Origin of the sequence: Citrobacter sp. HN-141, assembly GCF_033341895.1 — a bacterium.
GTDB lineage: Bacteria > Pseudomonadota > Gammaproteobacteria > Enterobacterales > Enterobacteriaceae > Citrobacter.
In genome coordinates this window covers 316,763-337,841 of record NZ_JAWPBF010000001.1, presented here as the reverse complement: position 1 = coordinate 337,841, position 21,079 = coordinate 316,763, and the positions used below count along the sequence as shown (strand labels likewise).

The 21,079-nt window shown below is 52.1% G+C and carries 22 protein-coding genes; 15 read left to right on the top strand and 7 right to left on the bottom strand.

What is annotated here, in order from left to right; genetic code table 11:
- Positions 1 to 67 precede the first annotated feature (67 nt).
- From cvpA to hisP, 8 genes are all read left to right on the top strand, one after another.
- A complete protein-coding gene (cvpA, locus tag RYZ59_RS01580) occupies positions 68 to 556 on the top strand; it encodes a colicin V production protein (protein ID WP_005129678.1) in 489 nt (162 codons plus the stop codon).
- 33 nt (positions 557 to 589) lie between these two features.
- A complete protein-coding gene (purF, locus tag RYZ59_RS01575; protein WP_137384176.1) occupies positions 590 to 2,107 on the top strand; it encodes an amidophosphoribosyltransferase in 1,518 nt (505 codons plus the stop codon).
- 95 nt (positions 2,108 to 2,202) lie between these two features.
- Positions 2,203 to 2,772 (top strand): UbiX family flavin prenyltransferase, encoded by a 570-nt coding sequence (locus RYZ59_RS01570; protein WP_137384175.1) that lies wholly within the window; start codon positions 2,203 to 2,205, stop codon positions 2,770 to 2,772.
- A gap of 287 nt (positions 2,773 to 3,059) precedes the next feature.
- The gene (gene argT / locus RYZ59_RS01565) at positions 3,060 to 3,842 is read left to right on the top strand and encodes a lysine/arginine/ornithine ABC transporter substrate-binding protein ArgT (protein ID WP_271440243.1); all 783 of its coding nucleotides are present in this window, start codon (positions 3,060 to 3,062) and stop codon (positions 3,840 to 3,842) included.
- A gap of 247 nt (positions 3,843 to 4,089) precedes the next feature.
- Entirely contained in the window at positions 4,090 to 4,872 is a 783-nt protein-coding gene (gene hisJ, locus RYZ59_RS01560; RefSeq protein ID WP_003028120.1) for a histidine ABC transporter substrate-binding protein HisJ, read from the top strand.
- 186 nt (positions 4,873 to 5,058) lie between these two features.
- Complete coding sequence (locus tag RYZ59_RS01555) at positions 5,059 to 5,745, top strand: histidine ABC transporter permease HisQ (RefSeq protein ID WP_003028118.1); 687 nt, start codon at positions 5,059 to 5,061, stop codon at positions 5,743 to 5,745.
- Positions 5,742 to 6,449 carry a histidine ABC transporter permease HisM gene (gene hisM, locus RYZ59_RS01550; protein WP_137384171.1) on the top strand — a complete coding sequence of 236 codons (708 nt, stop codon included), beginning with the start codon at positions 5,742 to 5,744 and terminating at the stop codon, positions 6,447 to 6,449. The genes RYZ59_RS01555 and hisM overlap by 4 nt, the downstream gene beginning before the upstream one ends.
- Before the next feature lie 13 nt (positions 6,450 to 6,462).
- Positions 6,463 to 7,236, top strand: coding sequence for a histidine ABC transporter ATP-binding protein HisP (hisP, locus tag RYZ59_RS01545; RefSeq protein WP_318044420.1), 774 nt, complete (start codon positions 6,463 to 6,465; stop codon positions 7,234 to 7,236).
- Positions 7,237 to 7,269: 33 nt separating this feature from the next.
- Here the strand turns inward: hisP and RYZ59_RS01540 are convergent, their stop codons facing one another.
- From RYZ59_RS01540 to yfcG, 4 genes are all read right to left on the bottom strand, one after another.
- Positions 7,270 to 7,785: a GNAT family N-acetyltransferase gene (locus tag RYZ59_RS01540; protein ID WP_137384169.1), complete on the bottom strand. Its 516-nt coding sequence runs from the start codon at positions 7,783 to 7,785 to the stop codon at positions 7,270 to 7,272.
- A gap of 71 nt (positions 7,786 to 7,856) precedes the next feature.
- Positions 7,857 to 8,750, bottom strand: coding sequence for a TIGR01777 family oxidoreductase (locus RYZ59_RS01535; protein WP_318044418.1), 894 nt, complete (start codon positions 8,748 to 8,750; stop codon positions 7,857 to 7,859).
- 19 nt (positions 8,751 to 8,769) lie between these two features.
- Positions 8,770 to 9,132 carry a dihydroneopterin triphosphate 2'-epimerase gene (folX, locus tag RYZ59_RS01530; protein WP_005129505.1) on the bottom strand — a complete coding sequence of 121 codons (363 nt, stop codon included), beginning with the start codon at positions 9,130 to 9,132 and terminating at the stop codon, positions 8,770 to 8,772.
- A gap of 54 nt (positions 9,133 to 9,186) precedes the next feature.
- Complete coding sequence (yfcG, locus tag RYZ59_RS01525; RefSeq protein WP_048211061.1) at positions 9,187 to 9,822, bottom strand: GSH-dependent disulfide bond oxidoreductase; 636 nt, start codon at positions 9,820 to 9,822, stop codon at positions 9,187 to 9,189.
- A 134-nt stretch (positions 9,823 to 9,956) separates the two neighbouring features.
- On the opposite strand from yfcG, the gene yfcF reads away from it, so the two are divergent.
- From yfcF to yfcD, 3 genes are read left to right on the top strand one after another with little or no spacing between them, the layout of a single operon-like run.
- Positions 9,957 to 10,601 carry a glutathione transferase gene (gene yfcF, locus RYZ59_RS01520; protein ID WP_137384167.1) on the top strand — a complete coding sequence of 215 codons (645 nt, stop codon included), beginning with the start codon at positions 9,957 to 9,959 and terminating at the stop codon, positions 10,599 to 10,601.
- 55 nt (positions 10,602 to 10,656) lie between these two features.
- Positions 10,657 to 11,208: a phosphodiesterase gene (gene yfcE / locus RYZ59_RS01515; RefSeq protein ID WP_202038188.1), complete on the top strand. Its 552-nt coding sequence runs from the start codon at positions 10,657 to 10,659 to the stop codon at positions 11,206 to 11,208.
- A 56-nt stretch (positions 11,209 to 11,264) separates the two neighbouring features.
- Positions 11,265 to 11,819 (top strand): NUDIX hydrolase YfcD, encoded by a 555-nt coding sequence (gene yfcD, locus RYZ59_RS01510; protein WP_048211064.1) that lies wholly within the window; start codon positions 11,265 to 11,267, stop codon positions 11,817 to 11,819.
- Positions 11,820 to 11,904: 85 nt separating this feature from the next.
- Here yfcD and yfcC read toward each other — a convergent pair whose 3' ends face one another.
- The 3 genes from yfcC to ackA form a co-directional block, all read right to left on the bottom strand.
- On the bottom strand, positions 11,905 to 13,425 hold the full coding sequence (gene yfcC / locus RYZ59_RS01505) for a putative basic amino acid antiporter YfcC (RefSeq protein ID WP_318044410.1): 1,521 nt from the start codon (positions 13,423 to 13,425) through the stop codon (positions 11,905 to 11,907).
- 216 nt (positions 13,426 to 13,641) lie between these two features.
- Entirely contained in the window at positions 13,642 to 15,783 is a 2,142-nt protein-coding gene (pta, locus tag RYZ59_RS01500) for a phosphate acetyltransferase (RefSeq protein ID WP_137384163.1), read from the bottom strand.
- A gap of 76 nt (positions 15,784 to 15,859) precedes the next feature.
- Positions 15,860 to 17,062: an acetate kinase gene (ackA, locus tag RYZ59_RS01495; RefSeq protein WP_006683648.1), complete on the bottom strand. Its 1,203-nt coding sequence runs from the start codon at positions 17,060 to 17,062 to the stop codon at positions 15,860 to 15,862.
- 339 nt (positions 17,063 to 17,401) lie between these two features.
- Here ackA and yfbV point away from each other — a divergent pair, with 339 nt between their 5' ends.
- The 4 genes from yfbV (at position 17,402) to RYZ59_RS01475 (ending at position 21,015) form a co-directional block, all read left to right on the top strand.
- Complete coding sequence (gene yfbV / locus RYZ59_RS01490) at positions 17,402 to 17,857, top strand: terminus macrodomain insulation protein YfbV (RefSeq protein WP_003028087.1); 456 nt, start codon at positions 17,402 to 17,404, stop codon at positions 17,855 to 17,857.
- Between the two features lie 83 nt (positions 17,858 to 17,940).
- The gene (locus RYZ59_RS01485) at positions 17,941 to 18,435 is read left to right on the top strand and encodes a YfbU family protein (protein WP_003028086.1); all 495 of its coding nucleotides are present in this window, start codon (positions 17,941 to 17,943) and stop codon (positions 18,433 to 18,435) included.
- Complete coding sequence (locus RYZ59_RS01480; protein WP_318044702.1) at positions 18,428 to 19,105, top strand: sugar phosphatase; 678 nt, start codon at positions 18,428 to 18,430, stop codon at positions 19,103 to 19,105. Before RYZ59_RS01485 ends, RYZ59_RS01480 begins: the two co-directional genes overlap by 8 nt.
- A gap of 77 nt (positions 19,106 to 19,182) precedes the next feature.
- Complete coding sequence (locus RYZ59_RS01475; protein ID WP_202038190.1) at positions 19,183 to 21,015, top strand: SLC13 family permease; 1,833 nt, start codon at positions 19,183 to 19,185, stop codon at positions 21,013 to 21,015.
- Positions 21,016 to 21,079: the final 64 nt, after the last annotated feature.

Sequence of the window (21,079 nt, the reverse complement as noted above, 5' to 3'; positions counted from 1 at the left end):
AACGTTTTCTTTTTCTGTTAGAATGCGCCCCGAACAGGACGACAGGGCGTAAAATCGTGGGACACTTATGGTCTGGATTGATTACGCCATTATCGCGGTGATTGGTTTTTCCTGTCTGGTTAGCCTGATCCGTGGCTTTGTACGTGAAGCATTATCGTTGGTGACTTGGGGTTGTGCTTTCTTTGTCGCCAGCCATTACTACACTTACCTGTCTGTCTGGTTTACGGGCTTTGAAGACGAACTGGTTCGAAATGGGATTGCTATCGCGATACTGTTCATCGCGACACTTATCGTCGGCGCTATCGTTAACTTTGTGATAGGCCAGCTGGTGGAGAAAACAGGCCTGTCGGGTACTGACAGGGTGTTGGGGATCTGCTTCGGTGCTCTGAGAGGGGCGCTGATCGTCGCCGCCATACTGTTCTTTCTCGATACGTTTACCGGTCTGTCGAAAAGTGAAGACTGGAGTAAGTCGCAGCTGATCCCGCAGTTCAGTTTCATCATCAGATGGTTCTTTGACTATCTGCAAAGCTCGTCAAGTTTCTTGCCCAAAGTATAAACTTTGGGTCGTTGCTGAACGAGGAAAAGACGTATGTGCGGTATTGTCGGTATCGCCGGTGTTATGCCGGTAAACCAGTCGATTTATGACGCGTTAACGGTGCTTCAGCACCGTGGTCAGGATGCCGCAGGCATCATCACCATTGATGCCAATAACTGCTTCCGTTTGCGTAAAGCAAACGGAATGGTGAGCGATATTTTTGAAGCGCGCCATATGCAGCGTTTGCAGGGCAATATGGGCATCGGTCATGTGCGTTACCCAACGGCTGGCAGCTCCAGCGCCTCTGAAGCTCAACCTTTTTACGTCAACTCACCGTATGGCATCACGCTTGCCCACAACGGCAACCTGACCAACGCGCATGAGCTGCGTAAAAAGCTGTTCGAAGAAAAGCGCCGTCACATCAATACCACTTCAGATTCAGAAATTCTGCTGAATATTTTCGCCAGCGAGCTGGATAACTTCCGCCATTATCCGCTGGAAGCCGACAATATTTTTGCTGCGATTGCAGCGACCAACCGTCAGATCCGTGGTGCCTATGCCTGCGTGGCGATGATTATCGGTCACGGTATGGTGGCGTTTCGCGATCCTAATGGTATCCGCCCGCTGGTGCTGGGCAAACGCGATATCGGCGATGGTCGTACCGAATATATGGTGGCGTCTGAGAGCGTGGCGCTGGATACGCTGGGCTTTGAATTCCTGCGCGACGTAGCTCCTGGTGAAGCGGTGTATATCACCGAAAAAGGCCAGCTGTTTACCCGCCAGTGTGCCGATAATCCGGTCAGCAACCCATGCCTGTTTGAATATGTTTACTTCGCGCGTCCTGACTCCTTCATCGACAAGATTTCCGTCTACAGCGCCCGTGTGAATATGGGAACAAAGCTTGGCGAAAAAATTGCCCGTGAGTGGGAAGACCTGGATATCGACGTGGTGATCCCCATTCCGGAAACCTCTTGTGATATCGCGCTGGAAATTGCCCGTATCCTCGGTAAGCCATATCGTCAGGGGTTTGTGAAAAACCGCTACGTGGGGCGTACCTTTATCATGCCGGGCCAGCAGCTGCGCCGTAAATCCGTGCGCCGTAAGCTGAATGCCAACCGTGCTGAGTTCCGTGATAAAAACGTACTGTTGGTTGATGATTCCATCGTGCGTGGAACGACTTCAGAACAGATTATCGAAATGGCGCGTGAAGCTGGCGCGAAGAAGGTTTATCTGGCCTCTGCCGCACCGGAGATTCGCTTCCCGAACGTTTATGGTATTGACATGCCAACAGCGACGGAGCTGATTGCTCATGGTCGTGAAGTGGACGAGATCCGTCAAATCATTGGCGCGGATGGACTCATCTTCCAGGATCTGAACGATCTGATCGACGCTGTACGTGCTGAGAACCCGGACATTCAGCAGTTTGAATGCTCTGTGTTTAATGGCGTCTATGTCACTAAAGATGTTGACCAGCAGTATCTCGATTTCCTCGACTCTTTGCGTAATGACGATGCCAAAGCGGTATTGCGCCAGAACGAAGCGGAAAATCTTGAGATGCACAACGAAGGTTAACGTTTGATCGCAAGCAAGGGGCAACCTGCACCCTTGCTTGCAACTCACCGTAAATTCCTGCAAAGTCGGCCCTGAGCAAGCAAGGGCGATTAAACATGAAACGACTCATCATTGGTATTTCTGGCGCAAGCGGGGCAATTTACGGTGTGCGCCTGCTACAGGTTTTGCGTGACGTTACCGATGTGGAAACCCATTTGGTGATGAGCCAGGCGGCGCGGCAGACGCTGGCGCTGGAAACGGACCTCTCTGTACGCGACGTGCAGGCGCTGGCGAATGTGACGCACGATACGCGCGATATCGCCGCCAGTATCTCCTCCGGTTCTTTTCAGACCGCCGGAATGGTTATTCTGCCATGTTCAATCAAAACGCTTTCTGGCATCGTTCACAGCTACACCGATGGACTGCTTACCCGTGCGGCAGATGTGGTGCTGAAAGAACGCCGTCCCCTGGTGCTGTGTGTACGTGAGACTCCGCTGCATCTCGGGCACTTGCGTCTTATGACTCAGGCGGCAGAAATTGGCGCGGTGATTATGCCACCCGTTCCCGCCTTCTATCATCGGCCACAGACGCTTGATGATGTGATTAATCAAACGGTTAATCGTGTGCTTGATCAGTTTGATATCGCTCTTCCGCAGGACCTGTTCACCCGCTGGCAAGGGGCGTAAGCCGTTCCATCAGCGTGCAAAGAAACATCCGTTGCCCTGTTTCAGGGCAATTTTGTAACCGCGATCATATCCTCAACATTTAATTCGTTAAAACGCAACGAAACGCTGCGGTTCAACCGTCAGACCTGCTATCTTCAAAATCAGGACATTATTGCAACGTTTTATTAACATATTTAACGTCGAATATCCTCATCGATGCGAAAATGGCATAAGACCTGCATGAAAAAGTCTGCAAACACACAACACAACGTAAAACATAATAAAATTACGCCACTTGAGGGTTATGTATGAAGAAGACGGTTCTTGCTTTGTCTTTGCTGGTAGGGCTCTCCGCCACCGCGGCCAGCTACGCAGCACTTCCGCAGACAGTTCGTATTGGTACAGATACAACGTACGCTCCTTTTTCCTCTAAAGATGCCAAAGGTGATTTTGTCGGCTTTGATATCGATCTGGGAAATGAGATGTGTAAACGTATGCAGATCAAATGTACCTGGGTCGCCAGTGATTTTGATGCGCTGATCCCGTCGCTGAAAGCGAAAAAAATTGATGCCATCATCTCTTCGCTTTCCATCACCGAGAAACGCCAGCAAGAAATTGCTTTCTCAAACAAACTTTACGCAGCCGATTCACGTCTGATCGCCGCGAAAGGCTCCCCAATTCAACCGACTCTGGATTCACTCAAGGGTAAACACGTTGGTGTACTGCAAGGTTCGACGCAGGAAGCCTATGCCAATGACAACTGGCGCAGCAAAGGCGTGGATGTGGTGGCTTATGCAAACCAGGACCTTATCTATTCTGACCTGACGGCAGGCCGTCTGGATGCGGCATTGCAGGACGAAGTCGCAGCCAGCGAAGGCTTCCTGAAACAACCAGCAGGTAAAGATTACGCGTTTGCCGGTCCTTCAGTAAAAGATAAAAAATACTTTGGCGACGGGACCGGGATTGGCTTACGCAAAGACGATGTCGAGCTGAAAGCGGCGTTTGATAAAGCGCTGGGCGAACTGCGTAAAGATGGCACCTACGACAAAATGGCGAGTAAGTATTTTAACTTTAATGTCTACGGCGATTGATACGCTGAAACGGGGAATTGACTGCACCCTAGGGGTTAACCATTACGGTGCATAATGATTTCAGTGCACTGTTTTGGTGCTTTCATCGTAGTTTTAATGGGCGTGATTGCATACTTAAGCGCTTTTCATGCAAATAAATCCTGCTGACAGGGTAGAATGCTTTGCCTTGTCGGCCTGATTAATGGCACGATAACTGCACCTGGTCCTGTAAAGATCCCCTATAAAAGACAGTCTGTTGAGGATAGTTATGAAAAAACTGGTGTTGTCTCTTTCTCTGGTTCTGGCTTTCTCCAGTGCTACCGCAGCATTTGCAGCCATCCCGCAAAAAATTCGTATCGGTACCGATCCTACTTATGCACCGTTCGAATCGAAAAATGCACAGGGTGAATTGGTCGGTTTTGATATCGATCTGGCTAAAGAGCTGTGCAAACGTATCAATACGCAATGTACCTTTGTGGAAAACCCGCTGGACGCGCTGATCCCTTCGCTAAAAGCGAAGAAAATCGATGCCATCATGTCCTCGCTTTCCATTACTGAAAAGCGTCAGCAGGAAATCGCTTTTACCGACAAGCTTTATGCAGCCGATTCGCGTCTGGTTGTCGCTAAAGATTCTGCTATTCAGCCGACCATTGAGTCGCTGAAAGGTAAACGTGTTGGTGTGCTGCAGGGCACCACTCAGGAAACGTTCGGTAACGAACACTGGGCGCCAAAAGGTATTGAGATTGTCTCTTATCAGGGGCAGGACAATATCTATTCTGACCTGACTGCCGGGCGTATTGACGCCGCATTCCAGGATGAAGTCGCGGCCAGCGAAGGCTTCCTGAAACAGCCAGTCGGTAAAGATTACAAATTCGGCGGCCCGTCTGTGAAAGACGAGAAGTTATTCGGCGTGGGTACCGGTATGGGGCTGCGCAAAGACGATAACGAGCTGCGCGAAGCGCTGAACAAAGCCTTTGCCGAAATGCGAGCTGACGGTACTTACGAGAAGCTGGCGAAAAAGTACTTCGATTTTGATGTTTACGGCGGTTAATTACCGCAGGTGCTGATAAAGCCCGTAGATTTTTGACGCGTTGAATTTATGCCCGATGGCGCAGCGCTTATCAGGCCTACGGTGATTTTGTAGGCCGGATAAGGCAAGGCCGCCATCCGGCATTTAACGGTTAGTCTGAAATCAAAAGAGGCTTACTACTCCACCACACACGACAGGACAGGCAGCATGTTGTATGGCTTTTCAGGTGTTATTTTACAGGGCGCAATTGTTACGCTGGAGCTGGCACTCAGCTCGGTGGTACTGGCGGTTCTGATAGGTCTTGTCGGCGCAGCAGCAAAGCTGTCGCAAAGCCGGGCAATGGGGCTTATTTTCGAAGGGTACACCACGCTAATCCGCGGCGTGCCCGATCTGGTTTTAATGCTGCTCATCTTCTACGGATTACAAATCGCGCTGAATACCATTACTGATGCAATCGGTATCGGCCAGATTGATATCGATCCGATGGTTGCGGGCATTATCACCCTTGGATTTATCTACGGTGCCTACTTTACCGAAACTTTTCGCGGTGCGTTTATGGCTGTACCAAAAGGCCATATTGAAGCCGCAACGGCGTTTGGCTTTACCAGCTCACAAATATTTCGTCGCATTATGTTCCCGGCGATGATGCGTTATGCCTTACCGGGAATCGGTAATAACTGGCAGGTTATTCTTAAGGCTACGGCGCTGGTATCGTTGCTTGGACTTGAAGACGTGGTTAAAGCGACTCAGCTTGCCGGGAAGAGTACCTGGGAGCCGTTCTATTTTGCCGTCGTGTGCGGGGTCATCTATCTGGTGTTTACCACTGTTTCTAATGGTGTGCTGCTGTACCTTGAGCGCCGCTATTCCGTGGGTGTGAAGAGGGCTGACCTGTGATTGAGATTATTCAGGAATACTGGAAGTCCCTGCTGTGGACCGACGGATATCGCTACACTGGCGTCGCTATCACCCTGTGGCTTTTGATTTCGTCAGTAGTGATGGGCGGAATACTGGCGTTGTTTTTGGCGATTGGTCGTGTATCAAGCAATAAATTTATCCAGTTTCCTATCTGGTTGTTCACCTATATTTTTCGTGGAACGCCGCTGTATGTTCAGCTGTTGGTGTTTTATTCCGGCATGTATACGCTGGAGATTGTGAAAGGGACAGATTTCCTCAACGCATTTTTCCGCAGTGGGCTTAACTGTACCGTACTGGCGCTGACGCTGAATACCTGTGCCTACACGACGGAAATTTTTGCCGGGGCCATCCGTTCCGTTCCGCATGGCGAGATTGAAGCCGCACGCGCTTACGGTTTCTCTTCCTTCAAACTGTACCGCTGCATTATTTTGCCTTCCGCGCTGCGTATCGCGTTACCGGCATACAGCAACGAAGTCATTTTAATGCTGCATTCCACGGCGCTGGCGTTTACCGCGACGGTGCCGGATTTGTTGAAAATCGCCCGTGACATCAACTCGGCAACCTACCAGCCATTTACTGCATTCGGTATTGCCGCTGTACTGTATTTGATGATTTCGTATGTCCTGATCAGCCTGTTCCGTAAAGCGGAAAAACGCTGGTTGCAGCATGTATCCTCTAAATAGTTCGAGTAACACGATGCCTGAGAATAAATTAAACGTTATCGATTTACATAAGCACTACGGCGAACATGAAGTGCTGAAAGGGGTATCGCTGCAGGCCAATGCGGGTGATGTTATCAGCATTATTGGTTCGTCAGGTTCAGGTAAAAGTACCTTCCTGCGCTGCATTAACTTTCTGGAAAAACCGAGCGCCGGAACGATTGTGGTTAGCGGTCAGAATATTGGTCTGGTACGCGACAAAGACGGTCAGTTGAAGGTTGCAGATAAAAATCAGCTGCGTCTGTTACGTACGCGACTGACGATGGTTTTTCAGCACTTCAACCTGTGGAGTCATATGACGGTGCTGGAAAACGTCATGGAAGCGCCGATTCAGGTGCTGGGGCTGAGCAAGCAGGAAGCCCGCGAGCGTGCGGTGAAGTATCTGGCCAAAGTCGGTATTGATGAGCGCGCGCAGGGGAAATACCCGGTGCATCTGTCCGGCGGTCAGCAGCAGCGTGTGTCAATTGCCCGTGCGCTGGCGATGGAGCCGGAAGTTCTGCTGTTTGATGAACCCACCTCGGCGCTAGACCCAGAGCTGGTCGGCGAAGTGCTGCGCATCATGCAACAGCTGGCTGAGGAGGGGAAAACCATGGTGGTCGTGACGCATGAAATGGGGTTTGCCCGCCACGTTTCCTCACACGTTATTTTCCTGCATCAGGGAAAAATTGAAGAAGAGGGCAATCCGGAGCAGGTGTTTGGGAACCCACAAAGCCCGCGTTTACAGCAGTTCCTTAAAGGATCGCTGAAGTAATTGAGTTGCCCGGAGGCGATATGCTTGCCGGGCCTACCGTTTTAACGCGCTGTACTCCAGACGATAAACCCAGTCGTCATGCGCTATGCCGTTCACTTCATAGGCTTTTTCAAGCACCTGAGTGCGTTTGAATCCTGTTTTTTCCAGAATGCGTATCGATCCGGTATTCCCGGCTAATACATAGGCATTTATCGCCGTTACGCCAGCCTGTTGAAAGGCATAATCGCACACGGCACGTACGGCTTCACTGGCAATACCTTTTCCTTGCGCCCGTGGCGTGATGGCGTAGCCAATATCAGCTTCCTGAGGATAAAGATGGCTTATCTGTAAGCCAATATCGCCCAGTTGCGTCGTGTTGTTGTGCTCCCGGATAACAAAGGTATGTCGAGCGGAAAGGCGTCTGGCGAAGAGCAGGCGAGTATCTTTGGTTGGGGCGATATCCCCCATGAAACGCATGACGTCAGGATTTTCTCGTAGCCGCTGGAAAAAAGGCCAGTCAGCGAGTTGGTACAACGAGAGGGTAAGTCGGGGTGTTGATATTATCGCCATAACGTCGCCATCGTGGTATTCGGTTTTTTAACCATACCACCACAATGGCAACAGTGAAGGGATATCAGACATTATCGGATGACATCGGCCAGCGCTTCTTCCAAATCGTACCAACGAAACGCAAAACCGGCCGCTTCCAGGCGTTTGGGCAACGCGCGCTGACCCCCGAGGACCAGCACCGAGGATTCGCCCATCAGCAGCCGCATAGCGGCCGCTGGAACGCGCAGGATCGCCGGGCGGTTCAGGGCATGACCCAGCGCATGGGCAAACTGCTCATTGCGAACCGGGTATGGCGAAACCATGTTGAAGGGACCGCGCAGATTGTTGTCCAGCAGCCAGATAATCCCGTTGACCATATCGTCAACATGGATCCAGGCCAGGTATTGACGCCCATTACCGATAGGACCGCCAAGCCCCAGACGAAACGGTGGGACCATCTTAGCGAGGATCCCGCCCGTAGAGGCCAATACAACGCCAGTACGCAGCAAACATACGCGCGTTCTGTCGCTTTGCGCAGCGCTGGCGATCTGTTCCCACCGGGCGCACAACTTATGGGTGAATTCATTGTGTGGCGGTTCTTCTTCCGTCACAACGACTTCACCCAGATCGCCGTAGTATCCCGTAGCGGAACCAGAGATGAGTACGGCAGGCGGCGTGTCGCTGACCTTGATTAAATCGACCAGTTTCTGCGTAATCCCCCAGCGGCTCTGGCACAAACGCTCTTTTTGCTCAGCGCTCCAGCGTTTGTCAGCGATAGGTTCTCCGGCAAGATTGATGACAGCATCAATGCCATCGAGGTTTTGCTGCTCTTCCAGCCCTTTCCATAGCGTGACCCGGGAGTCCAGAATCTGACGAGCCTTATCAGGAGTACGTGTCACTACGGTAATCTGATGCCCCAGTTCCAGCAGGCAGGGGATCAAATGACGTCCAATCAGGCCAGTACCGCCGGTAATCAGAATCTGCATGTCGCCTCCCGGGTTACGTTTAGCGCTGCCAGCTCAATGTCATGGAAACGGAGTCGGCGTAACGCAATGCGTGAAGTTTATCGATCTCCACTTCAGCATAAGTGACCCAGTGATGTTCGCGTGCGATATCGAGCACATCTTGCGTTAATTTTTCCAACAATGAGAAGCGGTTACTCTCAACGTGCGAAATGATGCTCTTGGTGATGGTGCGATAATTCAGCGCGTCGTTGATATCTTCACTGGTCCGGGCTTTGTCTGCGGGATAGTGGATGGCAATATTGATGACGATATCCTGTCGGTTCAGGATCTCCTCTTCTTTAATGCCGATAAAAGTGCGCAGACGAAGGTTTTTTATACGAATAATTGCGTCAGGTTGTGACATTGCAGGTTTCCTCCATGTATGAACCTTTTCATGATACACGAGAACCGAATCGCGTTAACTTTTCTCGCTCTGCGCTTGCTGCATCGCCCGTTCTGTTGCGGGACGAGTACGGATTCGTTCGTACCAGTTATTGACCGCCGGATAGTTGTCGAGGTCGATACGCTGGCGCTGGTGGAGATTAATCCACGGCCAGCAGGCAATGTCGGCAATGCTGTAATGATCGCCACCCAGCCAGGGTGATATTTCCAGACGTTTATTCATGACGTTGTATAGTCGCTGGGTTTCTACCTGATACCGTTCAATAGCGTAGGGGATAGTTTGCGGTGCGAAGTGGCTGAAGTGATGATTTTGTCCCAGCATTGGCCCAAGTCCGCTAACCTGCCAGAAGAGCCACTGCAGCGTGGTGTGGCGCTCGCGTAATTCACCGCTGAGTAGCTTACCGCTCTTTTCCGCCAGGTAGAGTAAAATCTCACCAGACTCAAACAGGCTAATGGGTTTTCCACCATCCTCCGGGGCGCAGTCGATGATAGCCGGAATTTTATTATTTGGTGAAATCAGCAAAAAGTCAGGGCGGAACTGGCTGCCTCTGCTGATATCTACATGAATCAGCCGGTATTTTAACTGTGCCTCTTCGAGAAACAGTGTGATTTTGTGCCCGTTTGGCGATGGCGTGTAGTAGAGGTCGATCATTTTCAGCGTCCGTTTTGTCATGAACCGGGTCACTACAAGTATAGAAGCTGCTGACGTGCGTGAGTTTTCATCAAGTGACAGCGAGAGAAAGACTCTATATTTTGAAAGCAAGCCAATACACGTCAGAGGACATTATGAGCAAACCTGCAATTACGCTGTGGTCAGATGCCAACTTTTTCTCCCCTTATGTGCTGTCTGTTTATGTCGCTCTGCAAGAGAAAGGGCTGCCTTTTACGCTGAAAACTGTCGACCTCAACAGTGGTGAACACTTGCAACCTTCATGGCAAGGGTATGCGCTGACGCGGCGCGTACCGGTTCTGGACATTGACGGTTTTGAACTGAGTGAATCCTCGGCGATTGCCGAATTCCTGGAAGAGCGTTTCGCGCCGCCGCAATGGGAGCGCATTTATCCGCACGATCTACAAAAACGAGCTCGCGCCCGCCAGGTTCAGGCCTGGCTCCGCAGCGATCTGATGCCTGTCCGGGAAGAGCGTTCGACGGATGTGGTTTTTGGTGGCGTGAAGAAAGGTCCGTTGACGGAAGCAGGCAGGGCCAGTGCGGAAAAATTGTTTGCTACGGCGGGCAGTTTACTGGCGCACGGTAAGCAGAATTTGTTTGGTGAATGGTGTATTGCAGACAGCGATTTAGCGCTAATGCTTAATCGACTGGTTCTGAATGGCGATGATGTACCAGAACAGCTCGCGGAGTATGCCACCTTCCAGTGGCAGCGCGCTTCGGTACAACGTTTTATCGCGCTTTCAGCGAAGCGTTCCTGCTGAAAGTAGGGGCGTAATCCAGTATCATTGAAAGGTGTTTTTCAACGAGGGGTGAGTGATGAAACTGATGTTCGCATCGGACATTCATGGTTCGTTGCCGGCTACGGAATGCGTACTTGAACGGTTTGCCCAAAGCGGTGCGCAATGGCTGGTGATACTGGGCGATGTATTGAACCATGGGCCGCGTAATGCGCTGCCAGAGGGCTACGCGCCAGCGCAGGTCGCCGAGCGTTTGAATGAGCAGGCGTCGCGGATAATTGCGGTGCGTGGGAATTGCGACAGCGAAGTGGATCAGATGCTCCTGCATTTTCCAATAACCGCGCCGTGGCAGCAAATTCTGACTGACAGCCAGCGACTCTTTCTGACGCACGGACATCTTTTTGGTCCGGATAACTTACCACCGCTCAACGCTGGCGATGTGCTGGTTTATGGGCACACGCATCTGCCGGTGGCAGAGCGACGTGGGGATATCTACCAGTTTAACCCAGGTTCGGTAAGTATCCCGAAAGGGGGATTTACGGCAAGCTACGGGATTCTGGATGATAATGTTCTCAGCGTGATGGCACTCAATGATCAAAGTATTATTGCGCAGATCGAGATTAATCCGTAAGTTACCCCACAAACGTAAACGCGCCGTAAGAGCGCTAGAAAAAAGAAGGTTTCCTGATGGTGGAACAGCGTCGTTTGGCAAGTACTGAATGGGTGGATATTGTGAATGAAGACAATGAAGTCATCGCACAATCCAGCCGGGAACAAATGCGGGCACAATGCTTGCGCCACCGTGCAACGTATATCGTTGTACACGATGGTATGGGTAAAATTCTGGTTCAACGTCGCACTGAGACAAAGGACTTTATGCCCGGTATGCTGGATGCTACCGCGGGGGGTGTTGTGCAGGCTGATGAACAGCTTCTGGACTCCGCGCGTCGTGAAGCGGAAGAAGAATTGGGCATTGCCGGCGTCCCATTTGCCGAGCACGGTCAGTTTTATTTTGAAGACCAGAACTGTCGCGTCTGGGGCGGGCTGTTTAGCTGCGTGTCTCACGGACCGTTTGCGCTGCAGGAAGAAGAGATTAGTGAAGTGTGCTGGCTGACGCCGGAAGAAATTACCGCGCGCTGTGACGAATTTACACCGGACTCACTGAAAGCACTGGCGCTGTGGATGACACGCAATGCCAAGAATGAAAGTGCGAAAGCCGAAAAACACGAAGAAGCTGAGTAAACTCAGCGCCGCCGATCCTGGATGACGGATCGGGACTCGTGGTAGGCCGGATAAGCCGCTGATGCGCATTATCCGGCCTTGTTGTTTAATGGTAGCCCATCAGTTGCGCACCAATGACCACTACGCTGGACATAATAAACAGCAGACCCAGCAGCGTGGCGCCCACCTTCAACCAGTTGCGGAAGTCCACCCGACACACCCCTAATGTCGCCATCAGCGATGCAGAGGTTGGGTAGATAATATGACTGAAGCCGTCACCAAACTGAAAGGCCAACACGGTGACCTGGCGGTTGACCCCTACCAGATCGCCCAGTGGTGCCAGTAGCGGCATAGTCAGTGCTGCCTGACCCGATCCGGACGTGACAAAGAAGTTAAACACAGCCTGGAAAAGCAGCATAAACCAGGCCGCAATCGCGTTGTCCAGGCCACTAATACCGTTGGCGATACTGTGCAGTAGGGTATTTAACACACTGGCATCACCCGCTTCGCCATTACCAACCAGCAGCAATATTCCCTTGGCAAAGCCGACCAACAGGGCAGGCGCGATCATCATTCGCGCACCCTCAGTAAACGAGGAGGCCATGATATTGACCGTCATACCGTTGAGTCGAAAAACAACACCGATAATGCCAATCACCAGCCCCATGGTGAAAAACTGACTGGCAATTTCAGGAATGAACCACGCGTTGACGATAACGCCCCAGACCACCCAAATCATCACTGCGGTCAACACGATCAGGACCAGCCAGTCACCCAGTGTGAAACGTCGCTCGACGACCTCGTCCTGCTGCTCACGGAAGAAACGGTCCGATTCATGCACCCGGGACAGCAGAGGGTTTTTCTTAATGCGTGCCGCGTAGGCCAGCGTGAACGTCAGGCCGATCATCGTCGCTACAACCCACACGACGATGCGCAGACCCGAACCCGAGAGTACAGGGACACCCGCAATACCCTGTGCGACAACCACACAGAATGGGTTCATCCATGAGCTGGCAAAGCCAATTTGGGTGGCGATATAGGTCACCAGAACGGTGGTGATACTGTCGTAACCTAACCGCACCATAAGCGGTGCAATGATAATGGCGAAGGCGACCGCTTCTTCCCCCATCCCAAAGACGGCACCGCCTAACGAGAAGAGAATAAACAGTACCGGGATAAACAGGACCTCATTACCCCGGGTATGACGGATCAGCGCCAGGATGCCGTTATCGATGGTTCCTGTGCGCATTACGATACCGAATGCACCACCAATCACCAGCATAAACATAATGATGCCAACGGCGGTGCCAAATTTTGAACCGGAGGTTAACCCTTCAAACGGAAAATTCATCAGACCAGGGCTTTCATCGCCGGTGGTGAAGAACTTAACCCGGTGATATTGCTCTTCACCCGCATCGTTGGTCAGAATACGAAAAGAGTGGGGATCGACCACTTTACGCGTTTTGGTTTGTCCATCAACCTGGTACTGCACTTCCTGGCTGTCGAACATTCCGACGGGAACGACCCAGGTTGCCAGACTGGTTAAAATGGCGACCAAAAAAATAATCACCAGCGTGTCGGGCATGGCCCATTTTTTCGCGGGTTGTGATTCTGTTACTGCAGACATAAAGGACTATCCCTGTTGCAAAGCAAAGAGGCTAAGTATGCAAACAGGGGAATAGTTATTCATTGATGCAGCGCATCTAAGCAAATGTTTCAGAATTTGTTAATGAACGGGACAGGCATAAAAAAACCGGAAATATCAGCTATTTCCGGTTTCAAGAATCACGCTATGTAGGTCGCAACGGATGCGTTTAGGTCACCATCCGGCGTACACAGCAGATTACTGCTGCTGGGAAGACTGGATCGCGGTCAGAGCGATGGTGTAGACGATATCGTCTACCAGCGCGCCACGAGACAGGTCGTTCACCGGCTTACGCATACCCTGCAGCATCGGCCCGATGGAGATCAGGTCAGCAGAACGTTGTACCGCTTTGTAGGTGGTGTTACCGGTGTTCAGATCCGGGAAGATGAACACGGTAGCGCGACCTGCAACCGGAGAGTTCGGCGCTTTGGATTTTGCTACATCAGCCATAACAGCCGCATCGTACTGCAGCGGACCGTCGATCATCAGGTCAGGACGTTTTTCCTGCGCCAGACGCGTAGCTTCACGTACTTTCTCTACGTCGCTACCTGCACCAGAGGTACCGGTGGAGTAGGAGAGCATTGCAACGCGTGGTTCGATGCCGAAGGCAATCGCGGAATCAGCAGACTGAATCGCGATTTCTGCCAGCTGTTCTGCGGTCGGATCCGGGTTGATCGCGCAGTCGCCGTAAACATAAACCTGATCCGGCAGCAGCATGAAGAACACCGAAGACACCAGAGAGCTACCCGGCGCAGTTTTAATCAGCTGCAGCGGTGGGCGAATGGTGTTTGCCGTGGTGTGCACGGCACCGGAAACCAGACCGTCAACATCGTCTTGTTCCAGCATCAGAGTACCGAGAACCACGTTGTCTTCCAGCTGTTCGCGGGCAACGGTTTCGGTCATACCTTTGTTTTTACGCAGTTCGACCAGGCGAGCAACGTAGCTTTCGCGAACCACATCCGGGTCAACGATTTCTACGCCAGCACCCAGTTCAACGCCCTGAGACGCGGCAACACGGGTGATCTCATCCGGGTTACCCAGCAGTACGCAGGTTGCGATACCGCGTTCAGCACAGATAGCCGCTGCTTTAACGGTACGCGGTTCGTCACCTTCTGGCAGAACAACACGTTTACCGGCTTTACGCGCCAGTTCAGTCAGCTGATAGCGGAACGCTGGCGGAGACAGACGACGGCTGCGCTCAGAGGTCGCGGTCAGAGATTCAATCCAGTCAGCGTTGATGTAGTTTGCAACGTATTCCTGAACTTTCTCGATGCGCTCGTGATCGTCAACCGGCACTTCCAGGTTGAAGCTCTGCAGGCTCAGAGAGGTCTGCCAGGTGTTGGTGTTGACCATGAAGACTGGCAGGCCAGTTTCGAATGCACGTTCGCACAGTTTGTTGATGCGCGCGTCCATTTCATAGCCGCCGGTCAGCAGCAGGGCGCCGATTTCTACGCCGTTCATTGCCGCCAGGCATGCTGCAACCAGCACGTCAGGACGATCGGCGGAAGTTACCAGCAGGGAACCTGCGCGGAAGTGTTCCAGCATGTGCGGGATGCTGCGTGCGCAGAACGTTACAGACTTCACGCGGCGGGTATTGATATCGCCTTCGTTAACGATAGTAGCGTTCAGGTGACGCGCCATATCGATTGCACGTGTTGCGATCAGATCGAAGCTCCACGGCACCGCGCCCAGTACTGGCAGCGGGCTGGATTCTTGCAGTTTAGCCGGATCAACTTTGATCACTTTCGCTTTGGAAGAGTCGTCGAAAATCTCGGACAGATCCGGGCGGGTACGGCCCTGCTCATCAACCGGTGCGTTCAGTTTGTTAACGATAACGCCGGTGATATTGGTATTTTTCGCGCCGCCGAAGCTGCTGCGAGTCAGTTCAATACGCTCGTTCAGCTGTTCCGGAGTATCGGTGCCCTGAGACATCACGAAGACGATTTCCGCGTTCAGCGTTTTCGCGATTTCGTAGTTCAGAGACTGGGCGAACTGATGTTTACGGGTTGGGACCAGGCCTTCAACCAGCACAACTTCAGCATCTTTGGTGTTCGCGTGATAGTTCGCGATAATCTCTTCCATCAGCACATCTTTCTGATTGCTGGACAGCAGAGATTCCACGTGGCTCATCTTCAGCGGCTCAGCGGCTGGCAGAGAAGAGTTAGCACGCACGATGCTGGTAGTCTGGTCTGGCGCATCGCCACCGGCACGAGGTTGAGCGATTGGCTTAAAGACGCTCAGACGAACGCCTTTGCGTTCCATAGCACGGATCACGCCAAGGCTGACGCTGGTCAGGCCGACGCTGGTTCCGGTAGGGATCAGCATAATAATACGGGACACGGTTTATCCTCTTTCGTTACCGCCGATATACGGCGGGTTACAAAACAGCACCGCCAGCTAGGCTGGCGGTGTGAAATCAGGCAGTCAGACGGCTCGCGTCTTGCGCGATAACCAGTTCTTCGTTGGTTGGGATAACCACCGCAGGACGGGTACCTTCTTTGTTGATGAAACCAGATTTGCCGAAACGTGCGGCCAGGTTACGTTCGTGGTCAACTTCGAAGCCCAGAACGCCCAGTTTGCCCAGAGACAGTTCACGAACCATCGCTGCGTTTTCACCAATGCCACCGGTGAAGACAACCGCATCCAGACGACCATCCATCAGCGCGGTGTAGGAACCGATGTATTTCGCCAGACGGTGGCAGTAAACGTCCATTGCACGTTTAGCGTCTTCTTTGGTGGTGTAGTTGTCTTCAACATAACGGCAGTCGCTGGTGACTTCGGTCAGACCCAGCAGGCCAGACTCTTTGGTCAGCATTTTGTTGATCTGGTCAACGCTCATGCCCAGGGTGTCGTGCAGGTGGAAGATAATCGCCGGGTCGATGTCACCGGAACGCGTACCCATCACCAGACCTTCCAGCGGGGTCAGACCCATGGAGGTATCAACACATTTACCATTACGGATTGCAGAAACAGAACCGCCGTTGCCCAGGTGGCAAGTGATGATGTTCAGTTCATCAACCGGTTTGTTCAGCATTTTTGCCGCTTCCTGAGTCACGAAGAAGTGGCTGGTACCGTGCGCGCCGTAACGACGAACGCCATGCTCTTTGTACAGGCTGTACGGCAGAGCGTAGAGGTAAGATTCTTCCGGCATAGTCTGATGGAACGCGGTGTCGAACACAGCCACGTTTTTGTCTTTCAGGCTTGGGAAGGATTTCAGCGCTTCTGCGATACCGATCAGGTGAGCCGGGTTGTGCAGCGGTGCGAAAGAGGCGGAATCTTTGATGCCCTGGATAACGGAATCGTCAATAACCACGGAGCTGGTATACTTCTCGCCGCCGTGTACGATACGGTGACCAATTGCAGTCAATTGCGCGGACAATTCTGGTTTTTGTGCCAGAATAGTGTTAACGATAAAGTTCAGCGCTTCACTGTGAGCGGCGCCTGCACCTAAAGCCGCTTCTTGTTTACCGCCGTCCATTTTCCACTTGATACGTGCTTCTGGGAGATGGAAACATTCGGCTAAACCAGAGAGGTATTCTTCACCGTTTACTGCATCGATGATGGCAAATTTCAGTGAGGAGCTACCGCAGTTCAGAACCAGTACTAACTTACTCGACATGGAAGTACCTATTTATGATACGTGGCTAAAAAAACGTCAGGGAGTCATAGAGCGTAGCGCATGATGACACCGACGTTTATGATTAACATCATGCGCCAGGGTCTTTTTGGGCACGATGGAATAAATACCTTTGAGTCTATGCCATTTTGCGTATTTTTCAGCCAATGGCATACTGTATGCCAATTTGACGACTCAATGATTTTGGACTAAAGGCCTTACAGGCCGGCACAGGATACCTGAATGTGGGTATCAAAGACAAAATGTTTTGAACGATGTCCTTTGTAGTTGTTGTTTTGCACAAATTTTTTAATTTTTATATGTGAAGTTGAGGTAACCGCCATGTCGACACCGGATAATCGCTCCGTCAATTTTTTTAGCTTGTTTCGCCGGGGACAGCACTACGCAAAGACGTGGCCAATGGAAAAGCGCCTGGCGCCTGTGTTTGTTGAGAACCGCGTGATCCGCATGACGCGTTACGCGATCCGTTTTATGCCGCCTATCGCCGTCTTCACCTTATGCTGGCAAATTGCGTTAGGTGGTCAGTTGGGGCCGGCTGTGGCAACGGCGCTGTTTGCGCTGAGCCTGCCAATGCAGGGCATGTGGTGGTTGGGTAAACGCTCCGTTACGCCGCTGCCGCCTTCGATTCTCAACTGGTTCTACGAAGTTCGGGGAAAATTACAAGAAGCCGGGCAGGCGTTATCGCCGGTTGAAGGGAAGCCGGATTACCAGGCGCTGGCTGACACGCTTAAGCGCGCCTTCAAACAACTGGATAAAACTTTCCTCGATGATTTGTAATTGACCCCTGATTACGCATATAAAAGAAGGCACAAGTTGCCTTCTTTTTTTTCATCGCAGTAGTAGTGATACAGGAGTCCCAAATGGAAATGACCAACGCTCAACGTCTTATTTTGTCGAACCAGTACAAAATGATGACCATGCTCGATCCGACCAACGCCGAGCGTTATCGTCGTTTACAGACGATTATTGAACGCGGTTACGGCTTGCAGATGCGCGAGCTGGATCGTGAGTTTGGTGAGCTGACGGAAGAAACCTGTCGTACGATTATCGATATTATGGAGATGTATCACGCATTACACGTGTCCTGGACTAACCTTAAAGATGCACAGGCTATTGATGAACGCCGCGTGACGTTCCTTGGCTTTGATGCCGCAACGGAAGCCCGTTTCCTCGGGTATGTTCGTTTTATGGTGAACGTGGAAGGCCGTTATACCCATTTTGATGCCGGTACACATGGCTTCAACGCTCAGACTCCAATGTGGGAAAAATATCAGCGTATGCTGAATGTCTGGCACTCCTGCCCGCGTCAGTATCACCTGAGCGCGAATGAAATTAACCAAATCATTAATGCCTGAGGGGGCGAGCGTGCAGTGCAAAGGCTTTCTGTTTGATCTGGATGGGACACTGGTCGATTCCTTACCCGCAGTAGAACGTGCGTGGTGTAACTGGGCCGATCGTTTTGGTCTCAATCATGACGAGGTACTCGGTTTTATTCACGGCAAGCAGGCAATTACTTCCTTGCGGCACTTTATGCCTGGCAAGTCAGACGCGGAGATCGCGGCGGAATTCACCCGTCTGGAGCATATCGAAGCGACTGAAACGGATGGAATCACCGCGCTACTAGGGGCGATTGAGTTACTCAATCACCTGAATAAAGCGGGTATCCCTTGGGCGATTGTGACCTCGGGGTCAATGCCGGTCGCACGGGCACGCCATCGTGTTGCTGGTCTTCCCGCGCCTGAAGTGTTTGTCACTGCTGAGCGGGTTAAAAGGGGCAAGCCCGAGCCCGATGCCTATCTGTTAGGCGCTCAACTGCTAGGTCTGGCACCGCAGGAGTGTACCGTGGTTGAAGATGCGCCCGCTGGGGTGCTCTCTGGCCTGGCTGCCGGATGTCATGTGATCGCGGTCAACGCGCCGTCAGACACGCCGCGTCTGGATGAGGTCGACTTTTCGTTGACCAGTCTGGAACAGATTTCCGTGACCAAGCAACCCAACGGAAATGTGGTCGTGGTAAGAAATACCTGATCGTGATTTAGCCCCAGACTGTTGGGGCTTTTTTATGGCAAACTCAATCCATCCCTCTCATTTAACAAGGATATGTTGTGAACGGTGAATTGATATGGGTTCTCTCATTGTTGGCGATTGCCGTCGTTTTGTTTGCTACTGGCAGAGTGCGTATGGATGCCGTTGCTCTGTTGGTCATCATTGCCTTTGTTCTGAGTGGAACACTGAGCATTTCAGAGGCTTTTTCGGGTTTTAGCGATCCTAACGTTATTTTGATTGCGGCCTTATTTATCATTGGGGACGGCCTGGTGCGTACCGGGGTGGCAACGGTGATGGGGGCCTGGCTGGTGAAGGTGGCCGGCAGTAGTGAAGTCAAAATGCTGGTTTTGCTGATGATCACCGTCGCCGGACTCGGTGCCTTTATGAGTTCCACCGGCGTAGTCGCGATTTTTATTCCTGTTGTTTTAAGCGTATCTATGCGCATGCAAACCTCTCCCTCACGCCTGATGATGCCGCTTAGCTTCGCGGGGCTTATCAGCGGCATGATGACGCTGGTGGCGACACCACCGAACCTAGTCGTCAACAGTGAGTTACTGCGCGAGGGACTTAACGGCTTCAGCTTTTTCAGCGTGACTCCGTTGGGGCTGGTTGTTCTGGTGCTCGGTATCATTTACATGCTGCTGATGCGTTTTATGCTGAAGGGCGATGATGCCGGGCAGCAGGGGGATGGCTGGAAACGCCGGACCTTTCGCGATCTTATCAAAGAGTATCGTCTGACGGGGCGCGCCCGCCGCCTGGCTATTCGTCCCGGCTCGCCGATGATTGGCCAGCGTCTTGACGACCTGAAGCTGCGTGAGCGCTACGGGGCGAACGTGATTGGTGTTGAGCGCTGGCGTCGCTTTCGGCGCGTGATTGTGGACGTTAATGGGGTCTCTGAGTTCCGTGCCCGCGACGTTTTGCTCATTGATATGTCCGCCGCTGATGTCGATCTGCGCGAATTCTGCAGTGAACAATTGCTGGAGCCGATGGTGTTGCGCGGCGAGTATTTTTCCGAACAGGCGCTCGATGTGGGGATGGCTGAGATTTCGTTGATCCCGGAATCAGAATTAATCGGTAAAACGGTACGGGAAATCGCGTTTCGTACGCGTTACGGCCTGAACGTCGTCGGGGTGAAGCGTGATGGTACGGCGATGGACGGCGCGGTGGTGGATGAACCGTTGCTGATGGGTGATATCATTCTGGTCGTGGGTAACTGGAAACTTATCACCGCGCTTGGGAAAAAAGGCCGCGACTTTGTGGTGTTGAACATGCCGGTCGAAGTCAGTGAAGCGTCTCCGGCACACAGCCAGGCACCGCACGCGATTTTCTGCCTGGTTCTGATGGTTGCGTTAATGCTGACGGATGAAATCCCCAATACGGTGGCCGCCATTATCGCCTGCCTGCTAATGGGGAAATTCCGGTGTATTGATGCGGAGAGCGCCTATAAGGCTATCCACTGGCCAAGTATTATCTTGATCGTCGGGATGATGCCTTTCGCGCTGGCTTTACAAAAAACCGGCGGTGTCGATCTGGTGGTAAAAGGACTCATGGACGTCGGTGGGGGATATGGCCCGTACATGATGTTGGGTTGTCTGTTTGTCCTGTGTGCGACCATTGGCTTATTTATCTCGAATACCGCAACAGCAGTGCTGATGGCGCCGATTGCGCTGGCGGCGGCAAAGTCGATGGGCGTTTCGCCGTATCCTTTTGCGATGGTGATTGCAATGGCGGCATCCGCGGCCTTTATGACGCCAGTCTCATCACCCGTCAACACGCTGGTATTGGGGCCGGGTAACTATAGCTTTAGCGACTTTGTGAAAATTGGGGTGCCATTTACGGTGATCGTGATGGCGGTGTGTGTGGTGATGATCCCGATGCTGTTCCCGTTTTAATTTTTATGCGCCGGATGGCGGCTGCCGCCTTATCCGGCCTACGGGATTGCCTACGCTGCGTGGG

Bases quoted from the DNA above. Each gene is read 5' to 3' on its own strand.
- cvpA (WP_005129678.1), top strand. From the start codon at position 68: ATGGTCTGGATTGATTACGCCATTATCGCGGTGATTGGTTTTTCCTGT.
- purF (WP_137384176.1), top strand. From the start codon at position 590: ATGTGCGGTATTGTCGGTATCGCCGGTGTTATGCCGGTAAACCAGTCG.
- RYZ59_RS01570 (WP_137384175.1), top strand. From the start codon at position 2,203: ATGAAACGACTCATCATTGGTATTTCTGGCGCAAGCGGGGCAATTTAC.
- argT (WP_271440243.1), top strand. From the start codon at position 3,060: ATGAAGAAGACGGTTCTTGCTTTGTCTTTGCTGGTAGGGCTCTCCGCC.
- hisJ (WP_003028120.1), top strand. From the start codon at position 4,090: ATGAAAAAACTGGTGTTGTCTCTTTCTCTGGTTCTGGCTTTCTCCAGT.
- RYZ59_RS01555 (WP_003028118.1), top strand. From the start codon at position 5,059: ATGTTGTATGGCTTTTCAGGTGTTATTTTACAGGGCGCAATTGTTACG.
- hisP (WP_318044420.1), top strand. From the start codon at position 6,463: ATGCCTGAGAATAAATTAAACGTTATCGATTTACATAAGCACTACGGC.
- RYZ59_RS01540 (WP_137384169.1), bottom strand. From the start codon at position 7,785: ATGGCGATAATATCAACACCCCGACTTACCCTCTCGTTGTACCAACTC.
- RYZ59_RS01535 (WP_318044418.1), bottom strand. From the start codon at position 8,750: ATGCAGATTCTGATTACCGGCGGTACTGGCCTGATTGGACGTCATTTG.
- folX (WP_005129505.1), bottom strand. From the start codon at position 9,132: ATGTCACAACCTGACGCAATTATTCGTATAAAAAACCTTCGTCTGCGC.
- yfcG (WP_048211061.1), bottom strand. From the start codon at position 9,822: ATGATCGACCTCTACTACACGCCATCGCCAAACGGGCACAAAATCACA.
- yfcF (WP_137384167.1), top strand. From the start codon at position 9,957: ATGAGCAAACCTGCAATTACGCTGTGGTCAGATGCCAACTTTTTCTCC.
- yfcE (WP_202038188.1), top strand. From the start codon at position 10,657: ATGAAACTGATGTTCGCATCGGACATTCATGGTTCGTTGCCGGCTACG.
- yfcD (WP_048211064.1), top strand. From the start codon at position 11,265: ATGGTGGAACAGCGTCGTTTGGCAAGTACTGAATGGGTGGATATTGTG.
- yfcC (WP_318044410.1), bottom strand. From the start codon at position 13,425: ATGTCTGCAGTAACAGAATCACAACCCGCGAAAAAATGGGCCATGCCC.
- ackA (WP_006683648.1), bottom strand. From the start codon at position 17,062: ATGTCGAGTAAGTTAGTACTGGTTCTGAACTGCGGTAGCTCCTCACTG.
- yfbV (WP_003028087.1), top strand. From the start codon at position 17,402: ATGTCGACACCGGATAATCGCTCCGTCAATTTTTTTAGCTTGTTTCGC.
- RYZ59_RS01485 (WP_003028086.1), top strand. From the start codon at position 17,941: ATGGAAATGACCAACGCTCAACGTCTTATTTTGTCGAACCAGTACAAA.
- RYZ59_RS01480 (WP_318044702.1), top strand. From the start codon at position 18,428: ATGCCTGAGGGGGCGAGCGTGCAGTGCAAAGGCTTTCTGTTTGATCTG.